We start from the raw sequence: 16254 nt of genomic DNA on the forward strand, positions 1-16254 counted from the left end.
CCGTCCCCATCGTCTAGAGGCCTAGGACATCACCCTTTCACGGTGGCGACCGGGGTTCGAATCCCCGTGGGGACGCCAAGGTTGGCCTCGCACTTTGTGTAGCTGGAAGACAACGCGGAGCGGTAGTTCAGTCGGTTAGAATGCTGGCCTGTCACGCCGGAGGTCGCGGGTTCGAGTCCCGTCCGCTCCGCCACTAACGAGAAGCCCGCCCAGTGCGGGTTTTTTGTTGAGCGTCATTTGTGCGTTCATCCTGAACGCGGAAGCAAAAGCGGCCATGGCCGCACTCTCCGCAAGGGCTTCGCCCTTGTTCCGGCTCCGCTCAATCGCGCGCCTCGATTCGCTCGAGCGTGCCCACCGAATGCCCCTGCTCGGCCAGGTACTCCAGCCAGCGCGAAAGAAATCCGTTCATGCGTAGCCGGTGCTGCAGCACCGTGTGCGCTTCAGGGAACGGCCCCAGCACCTGCCACAGGTGTCGGCCAGGATGGCAATGCAGCGCCTCGGCCACGTGCGCGTCGGTATACATGCGCAACTGTGCCGAGGGCGACGGATGGCCCGTGTGCGCATCGACGAACCCGTAGGTAAGCTCCAGCTCCAACGTGTATGGATGGCGCTCCTGCACATGCATGTGCACGTCCAGCCCGTCATCCACGCCGGAGCGGTACCGCCCGGGTGCAAGCGTCTGTGGCGCGAACAGGTGCACCAGTCGGTGGTAGTTCTCCGCGTACAACCCCATCAGGAACTCGAAACGTCCGGGGAGCAACGCGGCACGGTTGTCCAGTACGGCACTCATCAGGCTTGCATATACCTCAAAACATGGTCCGCTCGATACCGAAGCGTTCGAAGATCTTGCTGGCGATCTCCTCGATGGACACGTGGGTGGTGTTGAGCGAGGAAATACCCGCCTGGCGCATCAACCGATCGGCCTGCTCCAGTTCCCAGCGGCATTGCTTCAGCGTGGCGTACCGGCTGCCGGGACGTCGCTGTTCGCGGATCTGCGCCAGTCGCTGCGGATCGATGGTCAGACCGAACAACCGGTCCTTGTACGGCCTCAGCCGCTTGGGCAACTCCAGCTTGTCGAGGTCGTCGTCGGTCAGGGGATAGTTGGCGGCTTTGACGCCGTAATGCAAGGCCATGTACAGGCAGGTCGGGGTCTTGCCCGAGCGCGACACGCCGATCAGGATCAGGTCGGCCTGCGCGTAATCCACGTCCACGCCGTCGTCGTGTGCCAGCGCGTAATTGGTAGCGTCGATGCGCGCCTCGTACTTGTCGGAGTCGACCAGGCCGTGCGAGCGGTTGACCATGCCCGAGCGCTTGGTGCCCAGCTCTTCCTCCAGCGGCCCGATGAACGGCGCGAACACGTCCAGCATCAGCGCCCCGCTGGCCGCCACGATCTCGCACAGGCCGCGGTCCGCCATCGTGTTCACCACGATGGGCCGGTCGCCGGTCTGTGCGTAGCGCGTCTTGATCCGGAGGGCAGCGGCCTCGGCCTTATGCGCATCGTCCACGAACGGCAGGCGATGCTTGTCGAACTGGATGCCCTCGAACTGCGCGAGGATCGAGTTGCCGATCGTCTCCGCGGTAATACCAGTGGAGTCGGAAATGAAGAAAACCGTACGTTGCATGCCTTTGTTCCATTCGAGCGCGGGGCCTGGCCTGGCACCATAGCGCAAGCGCCAAAGCCTGTCCCCGCTTGACTCCGCGCTGACTGGTATGCAGTTGGCGCGGCATCGAGAACAAATGGTCTTCTTGTGCCCTGCACCATCGGCAGCGGACAATACCAGTCCTTTGCGGCCCGATTTCGGCGCAGCGCAGCGTATTACCCAAGCTTTACTAAGGAGAGTCCCTTGAACGACCTGGTGCTTTGGCTGGACAACCTGCGCATGACCGACCTGGGCAAGGTCGGCGGCAAGAACGCCTCCCTCGGCGAGATGATCGGCAACCTCGCCAAGCTCGGCGTATCGGTGCCCGGTGGCTTCGCCACCACGGCCGATGCCTTCCAGCAATACCTGGACAAGAGCGGCGTGGCCAAGCGCATCCGCACACGCCTGGAAGGCCTGGACGTGGAAGACGTCGAAGCGCTCACCGCCGCCGGCAAGGAGATTCGCAACTGGGTCACCGAGACGCCGCTGCCGCAGGAACTGGATCAGGCGATCCGCGATGCCTACGCCAAGCTCTGCAAGGACGCCGGTGCGGAGAATATCGCGGTGGCGGTGCGTTCCTCGGCCACCGCCGAGGATCTCCCCGACGCCTCCTTTGCCGGCCAGCAGGAAACCTTCCTGAACGTGGTCGGCATCGACGACGTGCTGCACAAGGTCAAGGAAGTCTTCGCCTCGCTCTACAACGACCGCGCGATCGCCTACCGCGTGCACCAGGGCTTCAAGCACGAGGACGTGTTCCTCTCCGCCGGCGTGCAGCTGATGGTGCGCTCGGACATCGGCGCCTCCGGCGTGCTGTTCACGCTGGACACCGAATCGGGCTTCCGTGACGTGGTGTTTGTGACCGGGTCCTACGGCCTGGGTGAGATGGTCGTGCAGGGCGCGGTCAATCCGGACGAGTTCTACGTGTTCAAGCCGACGCTGAAGGCCGGCAAGCCCGCCCTGCTCCGCCGCAGCCTCGGTGCCAAGCAGCAGCGCATGGTCTATTCGGACAAGCCGGGCGAGCGCGTGCGCATCGAGGAGACACCCGCGGACCTGCGCAACAGGTTCTGCGTCTCCGACGAGGACGTGCAGGAGCTGGCCAAGCAGGCGCTCGTCATCGAGCAGCACTACGGCCGCCCGATGGACATCGAGTGGGCGAAGGACGGCAACACCGGCAAGCTCTACATCGTGCAGGCGCGCCCGGAGACGGTGAAGTCGCGCGCCCACGCCACCCAGTTGGAGCGCTTCCAGCTCAACCAGAAGGGCAAGGTGCTCGCCGAAGGCCGCGCGATCGGCCAGAAGATCGGCTCGGGCAAGGCCCGCGTGGTCAAGTCGATCAGCCAAATGCACGAGTTCCAGAACGGCGACGTGCTGGTCGCCGACATGACCGACCCCGACTGGGAGCCGATCATGAAGCGCGCCGCCGCGATCGTGACCAACCGCGGCGGGCGCACCTGCCACGCCGCGATCATCGCCCGCGAGCTGGGCGTGCCGGCGGTGGTCGGCACCGGCAACGCGCTGCAGACCATTCCCGACGGCGCCGAGGTCACCGTGTCCTGCGCCGAGGGCGACACCGGCATGATCTACGAGGGCAAGCTCGCCTTCGACCGCATCACCGCGGACCTCGGCGCCATGCCGGAGGCGCCGCTCAAGATCATGATGAACGTCGCCAACCCCGAGCGCGCGTTCGACTTCGGCATGCTGCCCAACGCCGGCATCGGCCTGGCGCGCCTGGAGATGATCATCGCCAGCCACATCGGCGTGCACCCCAAGGCGCTGCTCGAGTACAACCGACAGGATGCCGAAACCAAGGCGAAGATCGACGAGCGCATGGCCGGCTACGCCGATCCGGTGAGCTTCTACGTCGACCGCCTGGCCGAAGGCATCGCCACCATCGCCGCGTCGGTGTATCCCAAGCCCGTGATCGTGCGCCTGTCCGACTTCAAGTCGAACGAATACGCCGGCCTGATCGGCGGCTCGCGCTACGAGCCGCACGAGGAGAACCCGATGATCGGCTACCGCGGCGCCAGCCGCTACGTCGACGCCGGTTTCGCCGAGTCCTTCGCGCTGGAGTGCAAGGCGGTCAAGAAGGTGCGCGAGGCGATGGGCCTGTCCAACGTGTGGGTGATGATCCCGTTCGTGCGCACGCTGGGCGAAGGCCGCAAGGTCGTCGAGGTGCTGGAGAAGAACGGCCTCAAGCAGGGCCAGGACGACCTCAAGGTCATCATGATGTGCGAGGTCCCGTCCAACGCCCTGCTGGCCGACGAGTTCCTTGAGATCTTCGACGGCTTCTCGATCGGCTCCAACGACCTCACCCAGCTGACCCTGGGCCTGGACCGCGATTCGGGCATCGTCGCCAGCCTGTTCGACGAACGCGACCCGGCGGTCAAGAAGCTGCTCGCCATGGCGATCAAGACGGCCCGCGAGAAGGGCAAGTACGTCGGCATCTGCGGCCAGGGTCCGAGTGATCACCCGGACCTGGCCGAGTGGCTGATGGACCAGGGCATCGAATCGGTGTCGCTCAACCCCGACACGGTGGTCGATACCTGGCTGCGGCTGGCCAAGAAAAAGGCGGGCTGAGCCACCCGCATCTGGCAGGAGCTCACTTTTCGGCGAGCTCCTGCGGTAACCGATTGAAGCCTGGGCATCGCCCACAAGTGTGGGCCCTTACGAAAATCGCCATGCGATGGAAATCCCATGGCGGTGCTTGTCACTGCCCGGGCTGCCGCGTAAACTTCGCGGCTCGCGCCGACCCGCGCACCTTTGGAGAGGTGGCAGAGTGGTCGAATGTACCTGACTCGAAATCAGGCGTACGTGCAAGCGTACCGTGGGTTCGAATCCCACCCTCTCCGCCAGTGAAGACAAACGCCCCCTCGTGGGGCGTTTTGTTTTTTCTCCTCCGTTTTGCGAAGCGCAACGCCATGCGGCATGCTGCACGGCGCTCGTACCCTCAGGCACCCCATGATCGAGTTCGGACACGGCACCCACGTCGGCCTGCGCCGCGCGCGCAACGAGGACACCTATTACGCCGATCCGGCGCTGGGCCTGTTCCTCGTCGCTGATGGCATGGGCGGGCACGAGCACGGCGAGGTCGCCTCGGCGCTGGTGCGCGACGCCATCGTCGAACAGGTCGCGCGCGGGCGTGGCCTGGTGGAGGCGGTGCGCGCTGCCGGGGAGCGACTGTTCCGGCATTCGAGCGCCGCGGCTGACCAGCTGCCGATGGGCACGACGGTGGCCGCGCTGCGATTGGCCGGCGATCGCTACGAGGTGGCCTGGGTCGGCGACAGCCGCATCTACCTGTGGCAGGGCGGCGCGTTGCGCCAGGTCAGCCACGACCATTCGCTGGTGCAGGAGCTGGTCGCCGCCGGCCAACTCGATCCGGCGCTGGCCGATCGTCACCCGCAACGCAACGTGCTGACCCAGGCGTTGGGTGTCACGGCGATCGAGCAGCTGCACATCGGCATGGCGCGCGGTCGGGCCGAGCCGGGCAGCCGCTTCGTGCTGTGCAGCGACGGCCTGACCGAAAGCCTGTCGGATGCCGCGATTGCCCGGATCGTCGGCCGCACCGACCTCGCCGCGCAGGAGTGCGTCGACCACCTTCTGCTCGCCGCGCTCGACGGCAGCGCGGACGACAACATCACGGTAATCCTGGCGCGCGTCAGCTGAGCGCTCAGGCCTCGGCCAACGCCGGCTCCGGTTGTTCCAGGCGCCGCCACACACTGCCACCCTGGGCGGCCTTGTCCAGCGCATCCAGGCGGTTTTCGTGCGCGGCGAGTTCGTCCGGATCCGCGCGCAACACGCGCGGGCGGCGCCGCAGCGTGACCGGGGCCAGCACGGCCGTGCCGGCTTCCTCGCCGGCCCCTTCGAAGGCCAGGTCCAGCGCGACCTGCCCGGAGGTCATGTACAGGTAGACGTCGGCCAGCAGCTGGGCGTCGATCAGGCCGCCGTGGAGGTCGCGCGCGGAGTTGTCCACGCCCAGGCGCTTGCACAGCGCATCCAGGCTGTTGCGCTGGCCGGGATAGCGCTCGCGCGCCATCGCCAGCGTGTCGATCACGCGGCAGCGGTCGGCGATGCAGCCCAGGTGCGCGCCCACGCGCGCCAGCTCCGCGTCGAGGAAGCCGACGTCGAAGCTGGCGTTGTGGATGATCAGCTCGGCGTCGCCGATGAACTCCAGGAATTCGTGCACGACCTCGGCGAAGCGGGGCTTGTCGAGCAGGAATTCGTCCTCGATGCCGGTGACCTGGCGCGCCCCTTCGTCGATCGCGCGCTCGGGATTGAGATAGGTCTGCCAGTGGCGACCGGTCGGGCGACGTTCGACGAGCTCCACGCAGGCGATCTCGATCAACCGGTGACCCTGCCGCACTTCCAGGCCGGTGGTCTCGGTATCCAGAACGATCTGTCTCATGCCTTGCCCCTGTGGCGCTCGGCCTGCTCGCGCGCGGCGGTGTCGACGCGCTCGTTTTCCACGTGGCCCGTGTGGCCGCGCACCCACGCCCAGCGTACCTGATGCGGCGCCTTGGCCGCTGCCAACCGCTCCCACAGATCCTGGTTCTTCACCGGCTTCTTGTCGGACGTGCGCCAGCCGTTGGCGACCCACTTGGGCAGCCACTGCTCGATGCCCTGCATGACGTAGCGCGAGTCCGTGGTGAGCACGACCTTGCACGGGCGCGTGAGCGCTTCCAGCGCGCCGATCGCGGCCATCAGTTCCATGCGGTTGTTGGTAGTGTCCGGCTCGCCACCGGAGAACAGGCGCTCGACGCCCTTGGCGCGCAGCAGGGCGGCCCAGCCGCCGGGCCCGGGATTGCCCAGGCACGCGCCGTCGGTAAACGCTTCGACTTCGGTCATCGTTCCTCGCGAAAAGGTCAGGCGGCGGCGCTGCGGCGCGCGCCGGGTGCCAGGCCGGCGACCGGCGCCGCGGCGATCGCGCGCGGCCGCAGCCGGACGGGCGCGATCGCCTGGCGGCGCTTGCGCGCCATCAGCAGGTAGGCGCCACCGAGCGGCCCCCCGTGATGCGGTACCACCGCCGAGCTCGGCCACATCGGGCCGACCCGCTGCACGCGCTCGACATTGAGTTCGGCACCGCGCAGCCAGTGGCCGATGCGCAGGGGCGACTCCAGGTTCACGCCGCGCTGGCCGCGCCACAGCAGCCACGGCAGCCAGCCGCTGGCCGGATGCATGCCGGTCAGCACGAGCATCCCGCCCGGCGCAAGCACGCGGGCTGCCTCGCGCAGCAGCGATTGCGGATCGGGCGCCACTTCCTGGGCATGACTCAGCAGCACCAGGCCGAAGGCGTCGTCCAGGAACGGCAGCGGCTCGTCCAGGCGCGTGTGCAGGTCGCCCACGCAACGGCCGCCGTCCAGGTGCAGGCGCACCCAGCGGTCGAGCATCGGCGAGACCGGGGGCCGCTCGCGCGCGATGGCCGAGACCTGCAGCGCATAGGCGCCGGCGCACCGTTGCAGCTCGGGGGCAAGCGCCTGCGCTTCTGCGGCGAGCAGGCCACGCATCGGCTTGCTGGCGTAGATGTCTTGATCGCGCTGAGCCATGTCGCGCCCGTTTTGCATCAAAACCGAAGTGTAGCCGCTGGCGGTCGCAAGCGCGTCACAGGTCGCGGAACCGGCCGCCAGCCTGAACACAAATCACACATTTAACGACTCACTAACGAGCGACCCGGATGCCGCACTTATAGTCGGGCGGTTCGCGCAAGCCCGGATGCCTGCGCCAGTCGATACGAGACTGCGGAGACCGTTCTTGCACGTCGTACCGTTACCGGCGCTTGCCGACAACTACATCTGGCTGCTGCACGACGATGCCGGCCATGCGTTCGTGGTCGATCCGGGCGATGCCGCACCGGTCGAGGCCGCCCTTGCCCGGCACTCGCTCCAACTGCACGCGATCCTGCTCACCCACCACCACGGTGACCATGTCGCCGGCGCCGCGTCCCTGCGCGCCCGTCACGGCGCGACCGTCTACGCGCCGCGGGACGAGCGCATCGGCGCCGTCGACCGGCGCGTGGGCGATGGCGACGTGGTCGCGCTGGAGCGACCACGGGCGCGCTTCGAGGTGATCGAGGTTCCCGGCCACACGCGCAGCCACATCGCCTATGCCGGCGAAAACCTGCTGTTCTGTGGCGACACGTTGTTCAGCCTCGGCTGTGGACGCCTGTTCGAGGGCACGCCGGCGCAGATGCTCGCCTCGCTCGACCGACTGGCGGCGCTCACCGGCGACCTCCAGGTCTGCTGCGGGCACGAGTACACCCAGGCCAACGGCCGCTTCGCCCGCCAGGTCGACCCAGCCAACACCGCACTGGCCACCCGCTGCGACGAGGCTGCCCGGGCCCGCGCCGAAGGCCGGCCCACGCTGCCCGTGCCGCTGGCCAGCGAGCTGGCGTGCAACCCGTTCCTGCGCATCGACAGCGAGCCACTCACCGACTGGGCCCGGCGGCAACACGCCGCCGGCAGCCGGGTCGAGCGCTTTGCCGCCCTGCGCGCCGCAAAGGATGTCTTCCAGGGATGAAACACGTACTGCGCCCCCTGCCACTCGCCCTGACGCTGCTGGTCGCCGCGTGCGCCACCGCGCCGGTACCCGAGGCACCGCCGCCGCACGCCGAGGCGCCCTCGTCGCAGGTACCGGACGTGGCCGCCGCTCCCGCGGTTCCGCAGGCGGCGGTCCCCGTCACCAACGTGTGGGATCGCCTGCGCGGCAGCTTTGCCATGGCCGACTGCGACGCCGACCCGGCGATCGACACCTGGGCGCGGCGCTACACGCACTCGCCCAAGCGCTTCGAGGCACAGATGCAGCGCATCCTGCCGCGGCTGGTATACGTGGAGGAAAGCGCTGCGCGCCACGGCGTCCCCGGCGAATTCGCGCTGCTGCCCTGGGTGGAGAGCCGCTTCAGGCCGGTGCCGCCGGACAGGAACCGCGCCGCTGGCATGTGGCAGATCATGCCCGGCACGGCACGCCACATGGGCCTCAGCATGAGTCGCGGGTATGACGCCCGGCTCGACCTGACCGAATCCACCGACAAGGTGATGGCCCTGCTCAGCCATTACCACGACTACTTCCAGGACTGGCGCCTGGCCGACTACGCGTACAACGCCGGGCGCTACGGCGTCGAGCGGCTGGTCAACCGCGAAGGCGCCCCGCCGGCCGAGCCCGCGGTGCCCACGCTGCCGGTACGCGCGGGCACCCGGGCACACCTGGTCAAGCTGATGGCGATCGCCTGCGTGGTGCGCGAGCCGGAGCGCTTTCACGTCACCCTGCCCACCCTGGACGAAGATCATCAACTGGTCGCCATCGAGGTGAAACAGCGCCTGCCTCTCAAGCAGGCGGCGCGCCAGGCGGGCCTGCCGCTGGCCGCACTGGCCGACATCAACGCGGGGTACCGCAACGGCGTGATCGATACCCGGCATGGCGGCCGCCTGCTGCTGCCGCGCCGGCAGGCCGGCCAGCTGCGCACGGCGCTGCTGGCCCAGGCGGTGGGCGATCCCAGCGAACGGGTCGCCAGCGTCAGCGCCAAGCCCGGGCTCCCGGACCTGGGCGACGGCGACGCCCCTGCGACCCGCAAGGCCGAGCACATCCCGGCCACCCCGACGGCCGAGGCCACTGGCCAGCCCCGCATCCACAAAGTCCGCCCGGGGGACACGTTGTTCGAGCTCGCCCGTCGCTACCGCGTGGAGGTCGCCCAGCTGAAGCGCTGGAACCACCTGCGTGGCAACGCCATCCGCATCGGGCAGAAGCTCAGGGTCAGCGCCCCCGACTGACGTCGCGACCCCTCCCGCCGGGCGACTCTTCCGCCGGCGGCCAATTGACCGGCCCCGACCGTTGCAACCAGCCGGATCGCTGGCAACCGGGCGCCTGTGAAACCAGGCAGGCGCCCGCCCGAGGGTCGGTGATACAAAAGGCGATCAGGTCCAACCGGAAGGAACACGCCCATGCCACTGCCGCGCCTTCACCGCCGCCTTGCCGCGCTGCTCGGCGGCCTCCTGCTCGCCGGCACCGCCAGTCCCGCAACAGCGGGACCTGCCGGCCACCCCTGGCTACTCAAGGCCGATCGCGTGTTCGACGCCCGCAGCGAGCAGGCCCACGCGGGCTGGGTCGTACTGGTGGAGGGCGACAGGATCACCGCCGTCGGACCGGCTGCCCAGGTCCAGGCACCGCCCGGCACGCAGACCATCGACCTGCCCGGCACCACCCTGCTCCCCGGCCTGATCGACGCGCACTCGCACATCTTCCTGCACCCGTACAACGAGACCCTCTGGAACGACCAGGTGCTCAAGGAAACCGTGCCCTACCGCACGATCGAGGCCGTGCAGCATGCGCACGACACGCTGATGGCCGGGTTCACCGCGCTGCGTGACCTGGGTACCGAGGGCGCGGGCTACGCCGACGTGGACGTGCAGCGTGCGATCGACCAGGGCCTGGTCCCCGGTCCGCACCTGTTCGTCGCCACCCGTGCCACCATCGCCAGCCACTGCTACGGACCGGGCCCGATGGGCTTTCGCAGCGATCTGGATCTGCCGCAGGGCGGCATTCCCGTCAGCGGCGTCGCGCAGATGATCGACGCGGTGCGCGACCAGGCGGGGCACGGCGCCGACTGGATCAAGATCTATGCCGACTACCATTGCGGCAAGAGCCACGGCTCGGTGCCCACCTTCAGCGAAGCGGAGCTGAAGGCCGGCGTCGAGGCCGCGCACTCGCTTGGCCTGCCGGTCTCGATGCACTCGACCACCCCCGAAGGCATGCGCCGCGCGGTACTCGCGGGCGTGGACACCATCGAGCATGGCTACGGCGGCACCCGCGAGGTGTTCGAGCTGATGAAGCAGCACGGCGTCGCCTACCTGCCCACCCTGGAAGCCGAGGCGGCCTACGCCGGGTACTTCCGCGGCTGGGAGCCCGGCCAGCCGCCCGATCCCGACATGCAGCAGTCGGCCCGCGCCTTCAGGCTGGCGATGGACGCCGGCGTCACCATCGGCAACGGCAGCGACGTGGGCGTGTTCACCCACGGCGACAACTACAAGGAACTGGAGTGGATGGTCCGCGACGGCATGCGTCCCGCCCAGGCCCTGCTCGCCGCCACCGCCGTCGACGCGAAGATCCTGCGCCAGCAGCACCGCTTCGGGCAGCTCAAGGTGGGACTGGAGGCCGACATCATCGCCGTGCAGGGCGACCCGACCGTGGATATCGGCGCGCTCGAGCACGTTCCTTTCGTGATGAAGGACGGGACGGTGTACAAACAGCCGCAATAGCTATTGCCAAGGCACCGCCTCCGGACAGCAGGAAACCCGGACGTGCAATGCGGGCAACGCGGTTTGCCCGGCCTCCACCTCGATCAAGGAGTGACGACCGTGTCCAGACCACAGAATGCCCATCTTCGTGATCGTGCCCGGGTCGGCATCCATTTCTCGGCGAAACGATCGAAGACCAGCGTGGCCCTCGGGAACGCGCGCATGGACGATGAGTTTCAGAACGTCCTGCTCAGGCTGACGCGGGAGGATGCCGCAAGGTGGCTTCGCACCATGGCGGCGCTGGCCGACGACCTCAGGCACAACCGTGCGCTTTCCAAGAGCGAAAAGAAGAGGGAAGCGGTCGGCAAGCTTATCGGTGACCTTCGCGAGTATCTGAAAAAAGCCGAGGTCCGCGCCCAGTTCCATCCACAGATACTCGTCCACTCCGAAACCTTGCTCCGTACACCGCACCCCCTGCCGGCAGCTGACATCACGTTGCCCATGGTGATCGCCGCGCTCCACATCTTCGAGGTCGTCGTACGCATGCGCTTTGGCCGGGACGACCGGTAGCGGCAGGTGCGGGCGAGCGACGCGAAGCGGCCTATTTGATCCCCACCACCATGGAATCGGGCCCCACCAGGTGCTCGGTGCGCGTCTGGCGGAAACCCGCCTCCTTCATCCAGCCCGCGCAGTCCGCGCCCGTGTAGTCGAAGCCACCCGGCGTTTCGATCAGCATGTTGAGGCTCATCAGCAGGCCGAAGGCGTTTTCCTTGCGCTCGTCGTCGATGATCGACTCGTACACCACCAGCGCGCCACCTTCGGGCAGCGCGTCGTAGGCCTTGCCGATCAGCATGCGTTTGGTCGGCAGATCCCAGTCGTGCAGGATATGACCCATCAGCACGACGTCGGCCTCCGGCAGGTCGTGCTCGAAGAAGCTGCCGGGCTCGAAGCGGACGCGGTCGGCCACGCCGACCGCCCGCATGTAGTCATCGAAGATGGGGCGCACGGCAGGCAGGTCGAAGCCGATGCCCCGCAGGTGCGGGTTGGCGAGCGCGATCTGTGCGGCAAGGTCGCCCTGCGCGGTGCCCACGTCGACGAAGCTGCGGTAGTCGTTCCACCCGAACTGCCGCGCGATCGCCAGGTTCGCGCCGCGGCTGATGCCGGTCATGGCGGCGAGGAACTGCTCCAGCCGCGCGGGATCGGCGTACAGCGTGTCGAACAGGTCCGGCTCACCGAGCGCGATCTCGTTTTGTGGCTGGCCGCTACGGAGCGCCTCGGTCAACTTCCCCCAGAACGGATACAGGCGCGCGTTGGCCATCTCCAGGATGCCGCCGACGTAGGATGGCTTGGCGCGGTCGAGGAACAGGTCGGTTTCGGCGGTGTTCGCGTAACGGCCGCCGGTGCGTGCGAGGAAGCCCAGCGCGACCAGCGCGTCGAAGAAGTCGCCGGCCGAGCGCGGATGCAGCCCGAGCGCGTCGCGCAGCGCGGGCAGCTCGGACGGGCCACGGGCGAGGTGGGTGAACACGCCAAGCTCGATCGCGCTAAGCAAGGTCTTGGAGGCCCAGAAAGCCAGGCCGGTCTGCAAAATCGCATCGGGAGAGGGTTGCGTTTGCATGGGCTCGCTCCATCCGGCACCGCGCTGGCGGTGTGTGGGTGCGTCGGCCCGAGGGCATGCGTAACCGGAACCGGGGGGCCGGCGAAGCATCGTGTGTCCCCGGCGCACCGGCCGGGGCGGCCCATAATGCCACCCGTTTCGTCGACTGGTCTTCACATGCGCCTCTGGACCCTGCATCCCAAGCACCTGGACCGTCAGGGCCTGCTCGCCCTGTGGCGCGAGGGCCTGCTGGCGCGCGCGGTGCTGCGCGGCCAGACGCGCGGCTACCGCGATCACCCGCAACTGGCGCGCTTCCGCGGCCACGCCGCGCCAGAGCTGGCGATCGATGCCTACCTCGCCGCCGTACAGGAGGAAGCCAGCGCCCGCGGTTACGTGTTCGACCGCAGCAAGCTGGGCACGATCCAGCCCGTCACCCGTATCGACGCCACGACCGGGCAACTGGCGTACGAGTGGCAGCACCTGTTGCGCAAGCTGGCCGTGCGCCATCCGGCGCTGGCCGAGCGCTGGCAGGACGAACCGCCCGCGTGCCATCCGCTGTTCGTCATCGCACCCGGACCCATCGCGCCATGGGAACGGCCTTGAGGCACCTGCGCTTGGAACGCCATCCCGCGGCCTCATGTCCTTGTGGCGTCCGGACGCGCGACCCGAGGGTGCCCGCAGGATGGCGCGGTTCTCCGGGCAACCGGTGATGTATTGCATCCACACGAGGTAGCCATGCCGACCTACAGCAAGACGCCCGAGGCGCTCGCCCGCCTCTCCCCCGAGCAGTTCCGCGTGACCCAGCAGAACGGTACCGAGCGACCGTTCGACAATGCCTTCAACGACCACCGCGAGCCCGGCCTGTACGTGGACGTGGTTTCGGGCGAGCCGCTGTTCACCTCGCTGGACAAGTTCGACGGCCACTGCGGCTGGCCCAGTTTCAGCCGCCCGGTGGAGCCGGCCCACGTGGTCGAGAAGCGCGACCTCAGCCACGGGATGATCCGCACCGAGGTACGTTCCAGCCATGGCGACAGCCACCTCGGTCACGTCTTCCCGGACGGTCCGCGCGAGAGCGGTGGCCTGCGCTACTGCATCAACTCCGCCTCGCTGCGCTTCATCCCGCTGGAGGCCCTCGAGCGCGAGGGCTACGGCGACTACCGCAAACTGTTCGAGCGACCTGAAGGAGGCCAGCGATGAGTACCGAACGCGCCATTCTTGCCGGCGGCTGCTTCTGGGGCGTGCAGGAACTGCTGCGCCACCAGCCGGGCGTGATCTCCACCCGCGTGGGCTACTCCGGCGGCGACGTCGCCCACGCCACCTACCGCAACCACGGCACCCATGCCGAAGCGGTGGAGATCCTGTTCGACCCGCAGCAGACCAGCTATCGCCGGCTGCTGGAGTTCTTTTTCCAGATCCACGACCCGACCACGCCCGACCGCCAGGGCAACGACCGCGGCGCGAGCTACCGCTCGGCGATCTACTACACCACCGAGGAACAGAGGCGCGTGGCCGAGGACACCCTGGCCGACGTCGACGCTTCCGGCCTGTGGCCGGGCAAGGCGGTGACCGAGCTGGCACCGGCCGGCGACTTCTGGGAGGCCGAGCCGGAGCACCAGGACTACCTGCAGCACTACCCCACCGGCTACACCTGCCATTTCGTGCGGCCCGGGTGGAAGCTGCCGCGGCGCGCCGAGGCCGGTTAGGCCCGGCGCGGTAGCGCTTTCCACTCCTTCACGGATCCTTGAGCTTTCTCCCGGTATCACGCGCGAGCCCCGCCCGTGTATGACGGGCAGCCAAGAACCCCGGACCATCGGGCCCAGCCAGCAGATCGAGGACTCATCGCACCGCGGCCTGGCAGATCACCCGCAGGCGTCGTCAGCCTGCCTCCTGAGCGTCCGGCCGGCCAAGGCAGCAGGATCACCCACACCGAGCACGCTGTACCCGGCGGGGTGCAGCGCCTTCGTGGTTCCCGGAAAGGAAGCGACCGATGCCCACGTCCACCCAATCCCTGAAGAAGGCCAGCCTGGGCGCCGTCCGGCGCCTCTACACCGGGCTGCAGCAGAAGCAGCGCCAGGCGCACTACAACCACCAGGCGCAGACGGTGCTGAAGGTGGTGGAAGGCCAGCGCGGCCCGACCGCCCGGACCGCCCTGCGGCAAGCGGACGAGTACGCCCGGGATGTGCTGGGCAGCAGCGACTACGCCCCCTGGCTGTATGTCTACGCGGCGGTCAGCGGCGGCTTCCGCGAGGGCTGGATCCCCGACAACTACTACGGCATGGTGGTCGACCCGCACAAGAGCGGCGAGGTGGCCAAGGTGGGACTGGTCAAGTCCTTCACCAACCGCATCCTCAACACCGCGGCGCTGCCCGACCTCGCCTACGTCATCGACGGGGTCTACTACGCGCGCGACTACCGGCCGCTATCCCCTTCCGGGCTGACGGAGCTCCTTTTCGCGCGCGACGAATGCACCGTGTTCAAGGCCGACAATTCCTACCAGGGCCGCAGCGTGACCTTCATGACGCGCGAACACTTTCCCGCCCAGGGCCGGCTGCCGTTGCCCGACGGCGTTTTCCAGTCGCCGATACGCCAGCACGGGTTCTTCGCCGCATTGAGTCCGAGCGCCACTGCCACGCTGCGCATCACCACCGCCCGCGAACCCGACGGCAGCATCTCGGTCAGGGCTGCCTACCTGCGCCTGGGCCGCGACGGAGACGACATCGTCCGCAGCAGCAGCCACGTGCGCGTCGCCGTCGACCCGGCGAGCGGCGCGCTGGAGGAGACCGGCTACCTGCACGACTGGCGCCGTACCGATACCCACCCGGACACCGGCCTGGGCTTCGCCGGCCTGGTCGTTCCCCAGTTCGACAAGGCCCTGCAACTGTGCCGCTCGCTGCACGAGAGTTGTCCGCACATGCCGTGCCTGGGCTGGGACCTGTGCATCGACCAGGACAACCAGCCCCGCCTGATGGAGTGGAACGCGCGCTACAACGACATCAAATTCTCCGAAGCCACCAAGGGTCCGTGCTTCCGCGGCCTGGGCTGGGAGAATCTCTGGAGGGACGCGGCCGCCTGAGCCCGCAGCCCACCGCCCGCGCCCCATGCGCATCGTTTCATGGAACGTCGAGAACCTCGCCCGCTGGCTGCAAGCCGACGCCGGCGGCCTGCCGGCGATGCATGCGCGGCTGGGTTCGCCGGACGTACTGTGCCTGCAGGAGGTGCGCATCCGCCCACAAGACGACGCCCTGGTCGCCTGCATGCGGTCCGCCCTGCCCGGCTTCGCCTGCCACGCCTCGCTCAACCGGGACCGGCACAACGGTCGCTTCCGTGGCGGCCGCGCCTACGGCGTGGCGACCTGGGTGCGCACCGCGCTGGATGCCGCGCCGATGCGTTTCGCGTGGGACACCGAGGGGCGCGTGATCGTCTCGGGCCTGCCTTCGCTGGGTGTCGCCGTGATCAATGTCTACGCGGTCAACGGCACCGGCCGGCCGTACTGGGACGCGGAGCGAGGCGGGCCGCACGGCGACCGGCACCAGTTCAAGCAACGCTTCATCGAGCGTCTCGCCGGGGAGATGCGCGTCTTGCAGGCGGGCGGCCTCGACTTGTTGCTGGTGGGCGACTGGAACGTGTCTCGCGCGCCTCGGGACGCCACCCCGCGCCTGCGCATGGAAGAGCCGCACGCCACCGCGCGCCGGCGCTTCAACGAGGAGTTCGTCGCCGGCCTCGGCCTGGCCGATGCCTTCCGCCACCTGCATCCGGACGCACGCGCCTACACCTGGTTCAACCCGCGCAGCCGCCATCG

At 68.4% G+C, this 16254-nt stretch carries 17 protein-coding genes and 3 tRNA genes; 14 read left to right on the forward strand and 6 right to left on the reverse strand.

The window, feature by feature from the left end; all coding sequences use genetic code 11:
* Window positions 1–2: 2 nt before the first annotated feature.
* Both VFH59_RS07395 and VFH59_RS07400 read left to right on the forward strand, forming a co-directional pair.
* Window positions 3–78: transfer RNA gene (locus VFH59_RS07395), tRNA-Glu, on the forward strand.
* A 38-nt stretch (window positions 79–116) separates the two neighbouring features.
* Window positions 117–193 (forward strand) — tRNA-Asp (locus VFH59_RS07400).
* A 126-nt stretch (window positions 194–319) separates the two neighbouring features.
* On the opposite strand, the gene VFH59_RS07405 is transcribed toward VFH59_RS07400, so the two are convergent.
* Window positions 320–790 carry a DUF1249 domain-containing protein gene (locus VFH59_RS07405; protein ID WP_325164241.1) on the reverse strand — a complete coding sequence of 157 codons (471 nt, stop codon included), beginning with the start codon at window positions 788–790 and terminating at the stop codon, window positions 320–322.
* Window positions 791–806: 16 nt separating this feature from the next.
* Window positions 807–1622 carry a posphoenolpyruvate synthetase regulatory kinase/phosphorylase PpsR gene (gene ppsR / locus VFH59_RS07410; protein ID WP_325164242.1) on the reverse strand — a complete coding sequence of 272 codons (816 nt, stop codon included), beginning with the start codon at window positions 1620–1622 and terminating at the stop codon, window positions 807–809.
* Window positions 1623–1844: 222 nt separating this feature from the next.
* Between ppsR and ppsA the strand changes: the two genes are divergently transcribed.
* The 3 genes from ppsA to VFH59_RS07425 all read left to right on the forward strand — a co-directional run bounded on the left by ppsA (window position 1845) and on the right by VFH59_RS07425 (window position 5303).
* Window positions 1845–4217, forward strand: coding sequence for a phosphoenolpyruvate synthase (gene ppsA / locus VFH59_RS07415; protein ID WP_325164243.1), 2373 nt, complete (start codon window positions 1845–1847; stop codon window positions 4215–4217).
* 185 nt (window positions 4218–4402) lie between these two features.
* Window positions 4403–4492: transfer RNA gene (locus VFH59_RS07420), tRNA-Ser, on the forward strand.
* Window positions 4493–4598: 106 nt separating this feature from the next.
* Window positions 4599–5303 carry a PP2C family protein-serine/threonine phosphatase gene (locus VFH59_RS07425; RefSeq protein WP_325164244.1) on the forward strand — a complete coding sequence of 235 codons (705 nt, stop codon included), beginning with the start codon at window positions 4599–4601 and terminating at the stop codon, window positions 5301–5303.
* A 4-nt stretch (window positions 5304–5307) separates the two neighbouring features.
* Here the strand turns inward: VFH59_RS07425 and dnaQ are convergent, their stop codons facing one another.
* Genes dnaQ through VFH59_RS07440 form a run of 3 tightly spaced genes read right to left on the reverse strand, consistent with a single transcriptional unit; the run spans window position 5308 to window position 7180 of the window.
* On the reverse strand, window positions 5308–6042 hold the full coding sequence (dnaQ, locus tag VFH59_RS07430) for a DNA polymerase III subunit epsilon (protein ID WP_325164245.1): 735 nt from the start codon (window positions 6040–6042) through the stop codon (window positions 5308–5310).
* Window positions 6039–6482 (reverse strand): ribonuclease HI, encoded by a 444-nt coding sequence (gene rnhA, locus VFH59_RS07435; protein ID WP_325164246.1) that lies wholly within the window; start codon window positions 6480–6482, stop codon window positions 6039–6041. Before rnhA ends, dnaQ begins: the two co-directional genes overlap by 4 nt.
* A 17-nt stretch (window positions 6483–6499) precedes the next feature.
* On the reverse strand, window positions 6500–7180 hold the full coding sequence (locus VFH59_RS07440; RefSeq protein WP_325164247.1) for a methyltransferase domain-containing protein: 681 nt from the start codon (window positions 7178–7180) through the stop codon (window positions 6500–6502).
* A 205-nt stretch (window positions 7181–7385) separates the two neighbouring features.
* Between VFH59_RS07440 and gloB the strand changes: the two genes are divergently transcribed.
* The 4 genes from gloB to VFH59_RS07460 all read left to right on the forward strand — a co-directional run bounded on the left by gloB (window position 7386) and on the right by VFH59_RS07460 (window position 11431).
* Window positions 7386–8150 carry a hydroxyacylglutathione hydrolase gene (gloB, locus tag VFH59_RS07445; protein WP_325164248.1) on the forward strand — a complete coding sequence of 255 codons (765 nt, stop codon included), beginning with the start codon at window positions 7386–7388 and terminating at the stop codon, window positions 8148–8150.
* Complete coding sequence (locus VFH59_RS07450) at window positions 8147–9397, forward strand: transglycosylase SLT domain-containing protein (RefSeq protein WP_325164250.1); 1251 nt, start codon at window positions 8147–8149, stop codon at window positions 9395–9397. Before gloB ends, VFH59_RS07450 begins: the two co-directional genes overlap by 4 nt.
* Window positions 9398–9568: 171 nt before the next feature.
* A complete protein-coding gene (locus VFH59_RS07455; RefSeq protein WP_325164251.1) occupies window positions 9569–10882 on the forward strand; it encodes an amidohydrolase family protein in 1314 nt (437 codons plus the stop codon).
* Between the two features lie 99 nt (window positions 10883–10981).
* Entirely contained in the window at window positions 10982–11431 is a 450-nt protein-coding gene (locus VFH59_RS07460) for a hypothetical protein (RefSeq protein WP_325164252.1), read from the forward strand.
* A gap of 31 nt (window positions 11432–11462) precedes the next feature.
* Here the strand turns inward: VFH59_RS07460 and VFH59_RS07465 are convergent, their stop codons facing one another.
* Window positions 11463–12476, reverse strand: coding sequence for a methyltransferase (locus VFH59_RS07465; RefSeq protein ID WP_325164253.1), 1014 nt, complete (start codon window positions 12474–12476; stop codon window positions 11463–11465).
* Between the two features lie 156 nt (window positions 12477–12632).
* On the opposite strand from VFH59_RS07465, the gene VFH59_RS07470 reads away from it, so the two are divergent.
* From VFH59_RS07470 to VFH59_RS07490, 5 genes are all read left to right on the forward strand, one after another.
* Window positions 12633–13058 carry a pyrimidine dimer DNA glycosylase/endonuclease V gene (locus VFH59_RS07470; RefSeq protein WP_325164254.1) on the forward strand — a complete coding sequence of 142 codons (426 nt, stop codon included), beginning with the start codon at window positions 12633–12635 and terminating at the stop codon, window positions 13056–13058.
* A gap of 132 nt (window positions 13059–13190) precedes the next feature.
* Window positions 13191–13652 carry a peptide-methionine (R)-S-oxide reductase MsrB gene (msrB, locus tag VFH59_RS07475; RefSeq protein ID WP_325164255.1) on the forward strand — a complete coding sequence of 154 codons (462 nt, stop codon included), beginning with the start codon at window positions 13191–13193 and terminating at the stop codon, window positions 13650–13652.
* Window positions 13649–14158 carry a peptide-methionine (S)-S-oxide reductase MsrA gene (gene msrA, locus VFH59_RS07480; protein ID WP_325164256.1) on the forward strand — a complete coding sequence of 170 codons (510 nt, stop codon included), beginning with the start codon at window positions 13649–13651 and terminating at the stop codon, window positions 14156–14158. The genes msrB and msrA overlap by 4 nt, the downstream gene beginning before the upstream one ends.
* Window positions 14159–14442: 284 nt before the next feature.
* A complete protein-coding gene (locus VFH59_RS07485) occupies window positions 14443–15528 on the forward strand; it encodes a sugar-transfer associated ATP-grasp domain-containing protein (RefSeq protein WP_325164257.1) in 1086 nt (361 codons plus the stop codon).
* 25 nt (window positions 15529–15553) lie between these two features.
* On the forward strand, window positions 15554–16254 hold a 701-nt coding region (locus VFH59_RS07490; protein WP_325164258.1), incomplete at its 3' end, for an exodeoxyribonuclease III.

This window comes from Frateuria sp. (assembly GCF_035695185.1).
GTDB lineage: Bacteria > Pseudomonadota > Gammaproteobacteria > Xanthomonadales > Rhodanobacteraceae > Frateuria_A.

Bases quoted from the DNA above. Each gene is read 5' to 3' on its own strand.
- dnaQ (WP_325164245.1), bottom strand. From the start codon at position 6,042: ATGAGACAGATCGTTCTGGATACCGAGACCACCGGCCTGGAAGTGCGG.
- msrA (WP_325164256.1), top strand. From the start codon at position 13,649: ATGAGTACCGAACGCGCCATTCTTGCCGGCGGCTGCTTCTGGGGCGTG.
- VFH59_RS07405 (WP_325164241.1), bottom strand. From the start codon at position 790: ATGAGTGCCGTACTGGACAACCGTGCCGCGTTGCTCCCCGGACGTTTC.
- msrB (WP_325164255.1), top strand. From the start codon at position 13,191: ATGCCGACCTACAGCAAGACGCCCGAGGCGCTCGCCCGCCTCTCCCCC.
- VFH59_RS07485 (WP_325164257.1), top strand. From the start codon at position 14,443: ATGCCCACGTCCACCCAATCCCTGAAGAAGGCCAGCCTGGGCGCCGTC.
- VFH59_RS07455 (WP_325164251.1), top strand. From the start codon at position 9,569: ATGCCACTGCCGCGCCTTCACCGCCGCCTTGCCGCGCTGCTCGGCGGC.
- VFH59_RS07440 (WP_325164247.1), bottom strand. From the start codon at position 7,180: ATGGCTCAGCGCGATCAAGACATCTACGCCAGCAAGCCGATGCGTGGC.
- VFH59_RS07450 (WP_325164250.1), top strand. From the start codon at position 8,147: ATGAAACACGTACTGCGCCCCCTGCCACTCGCCCTGACGCTGCTGGTC.
- ppsR (WP_325164242.1), bottom strand. From the start codon at position 1,622: ATGCAACGTACGGTTTTCTTCATTTCCGACTCCACTGGTATTACCGCG.
- VFH59_RS07470 (WP_325164254.1), top strand. From the start codon at position 12,633: ATGCGCCTCTGGACCCTGCATCCCAAGCACCTGGACCGTCAGGGCCTG.
- VFH59_RS07465 (WP_325164253.1), bottom strand. From the start codon at position 12,476: ATGCAAACGCAACCCTCTCCCGATGCGATTTTGCAGACCGGCCTGGCT.
- VFH59_RS07425 (WP_325164244.1), top strand. From the start codon at position 4,599: ATGATCGAGTTCGGACACGGCACCCACGTCGGCCTGCGCCGCGCGCGC.
- rnhA (WP_325164246.1), bottom strand. From the start codon at position 6,482: ATGACCGAAGTCGAAGCGTTTACCGACGGCGCGTGCCTGGGCAATCCC.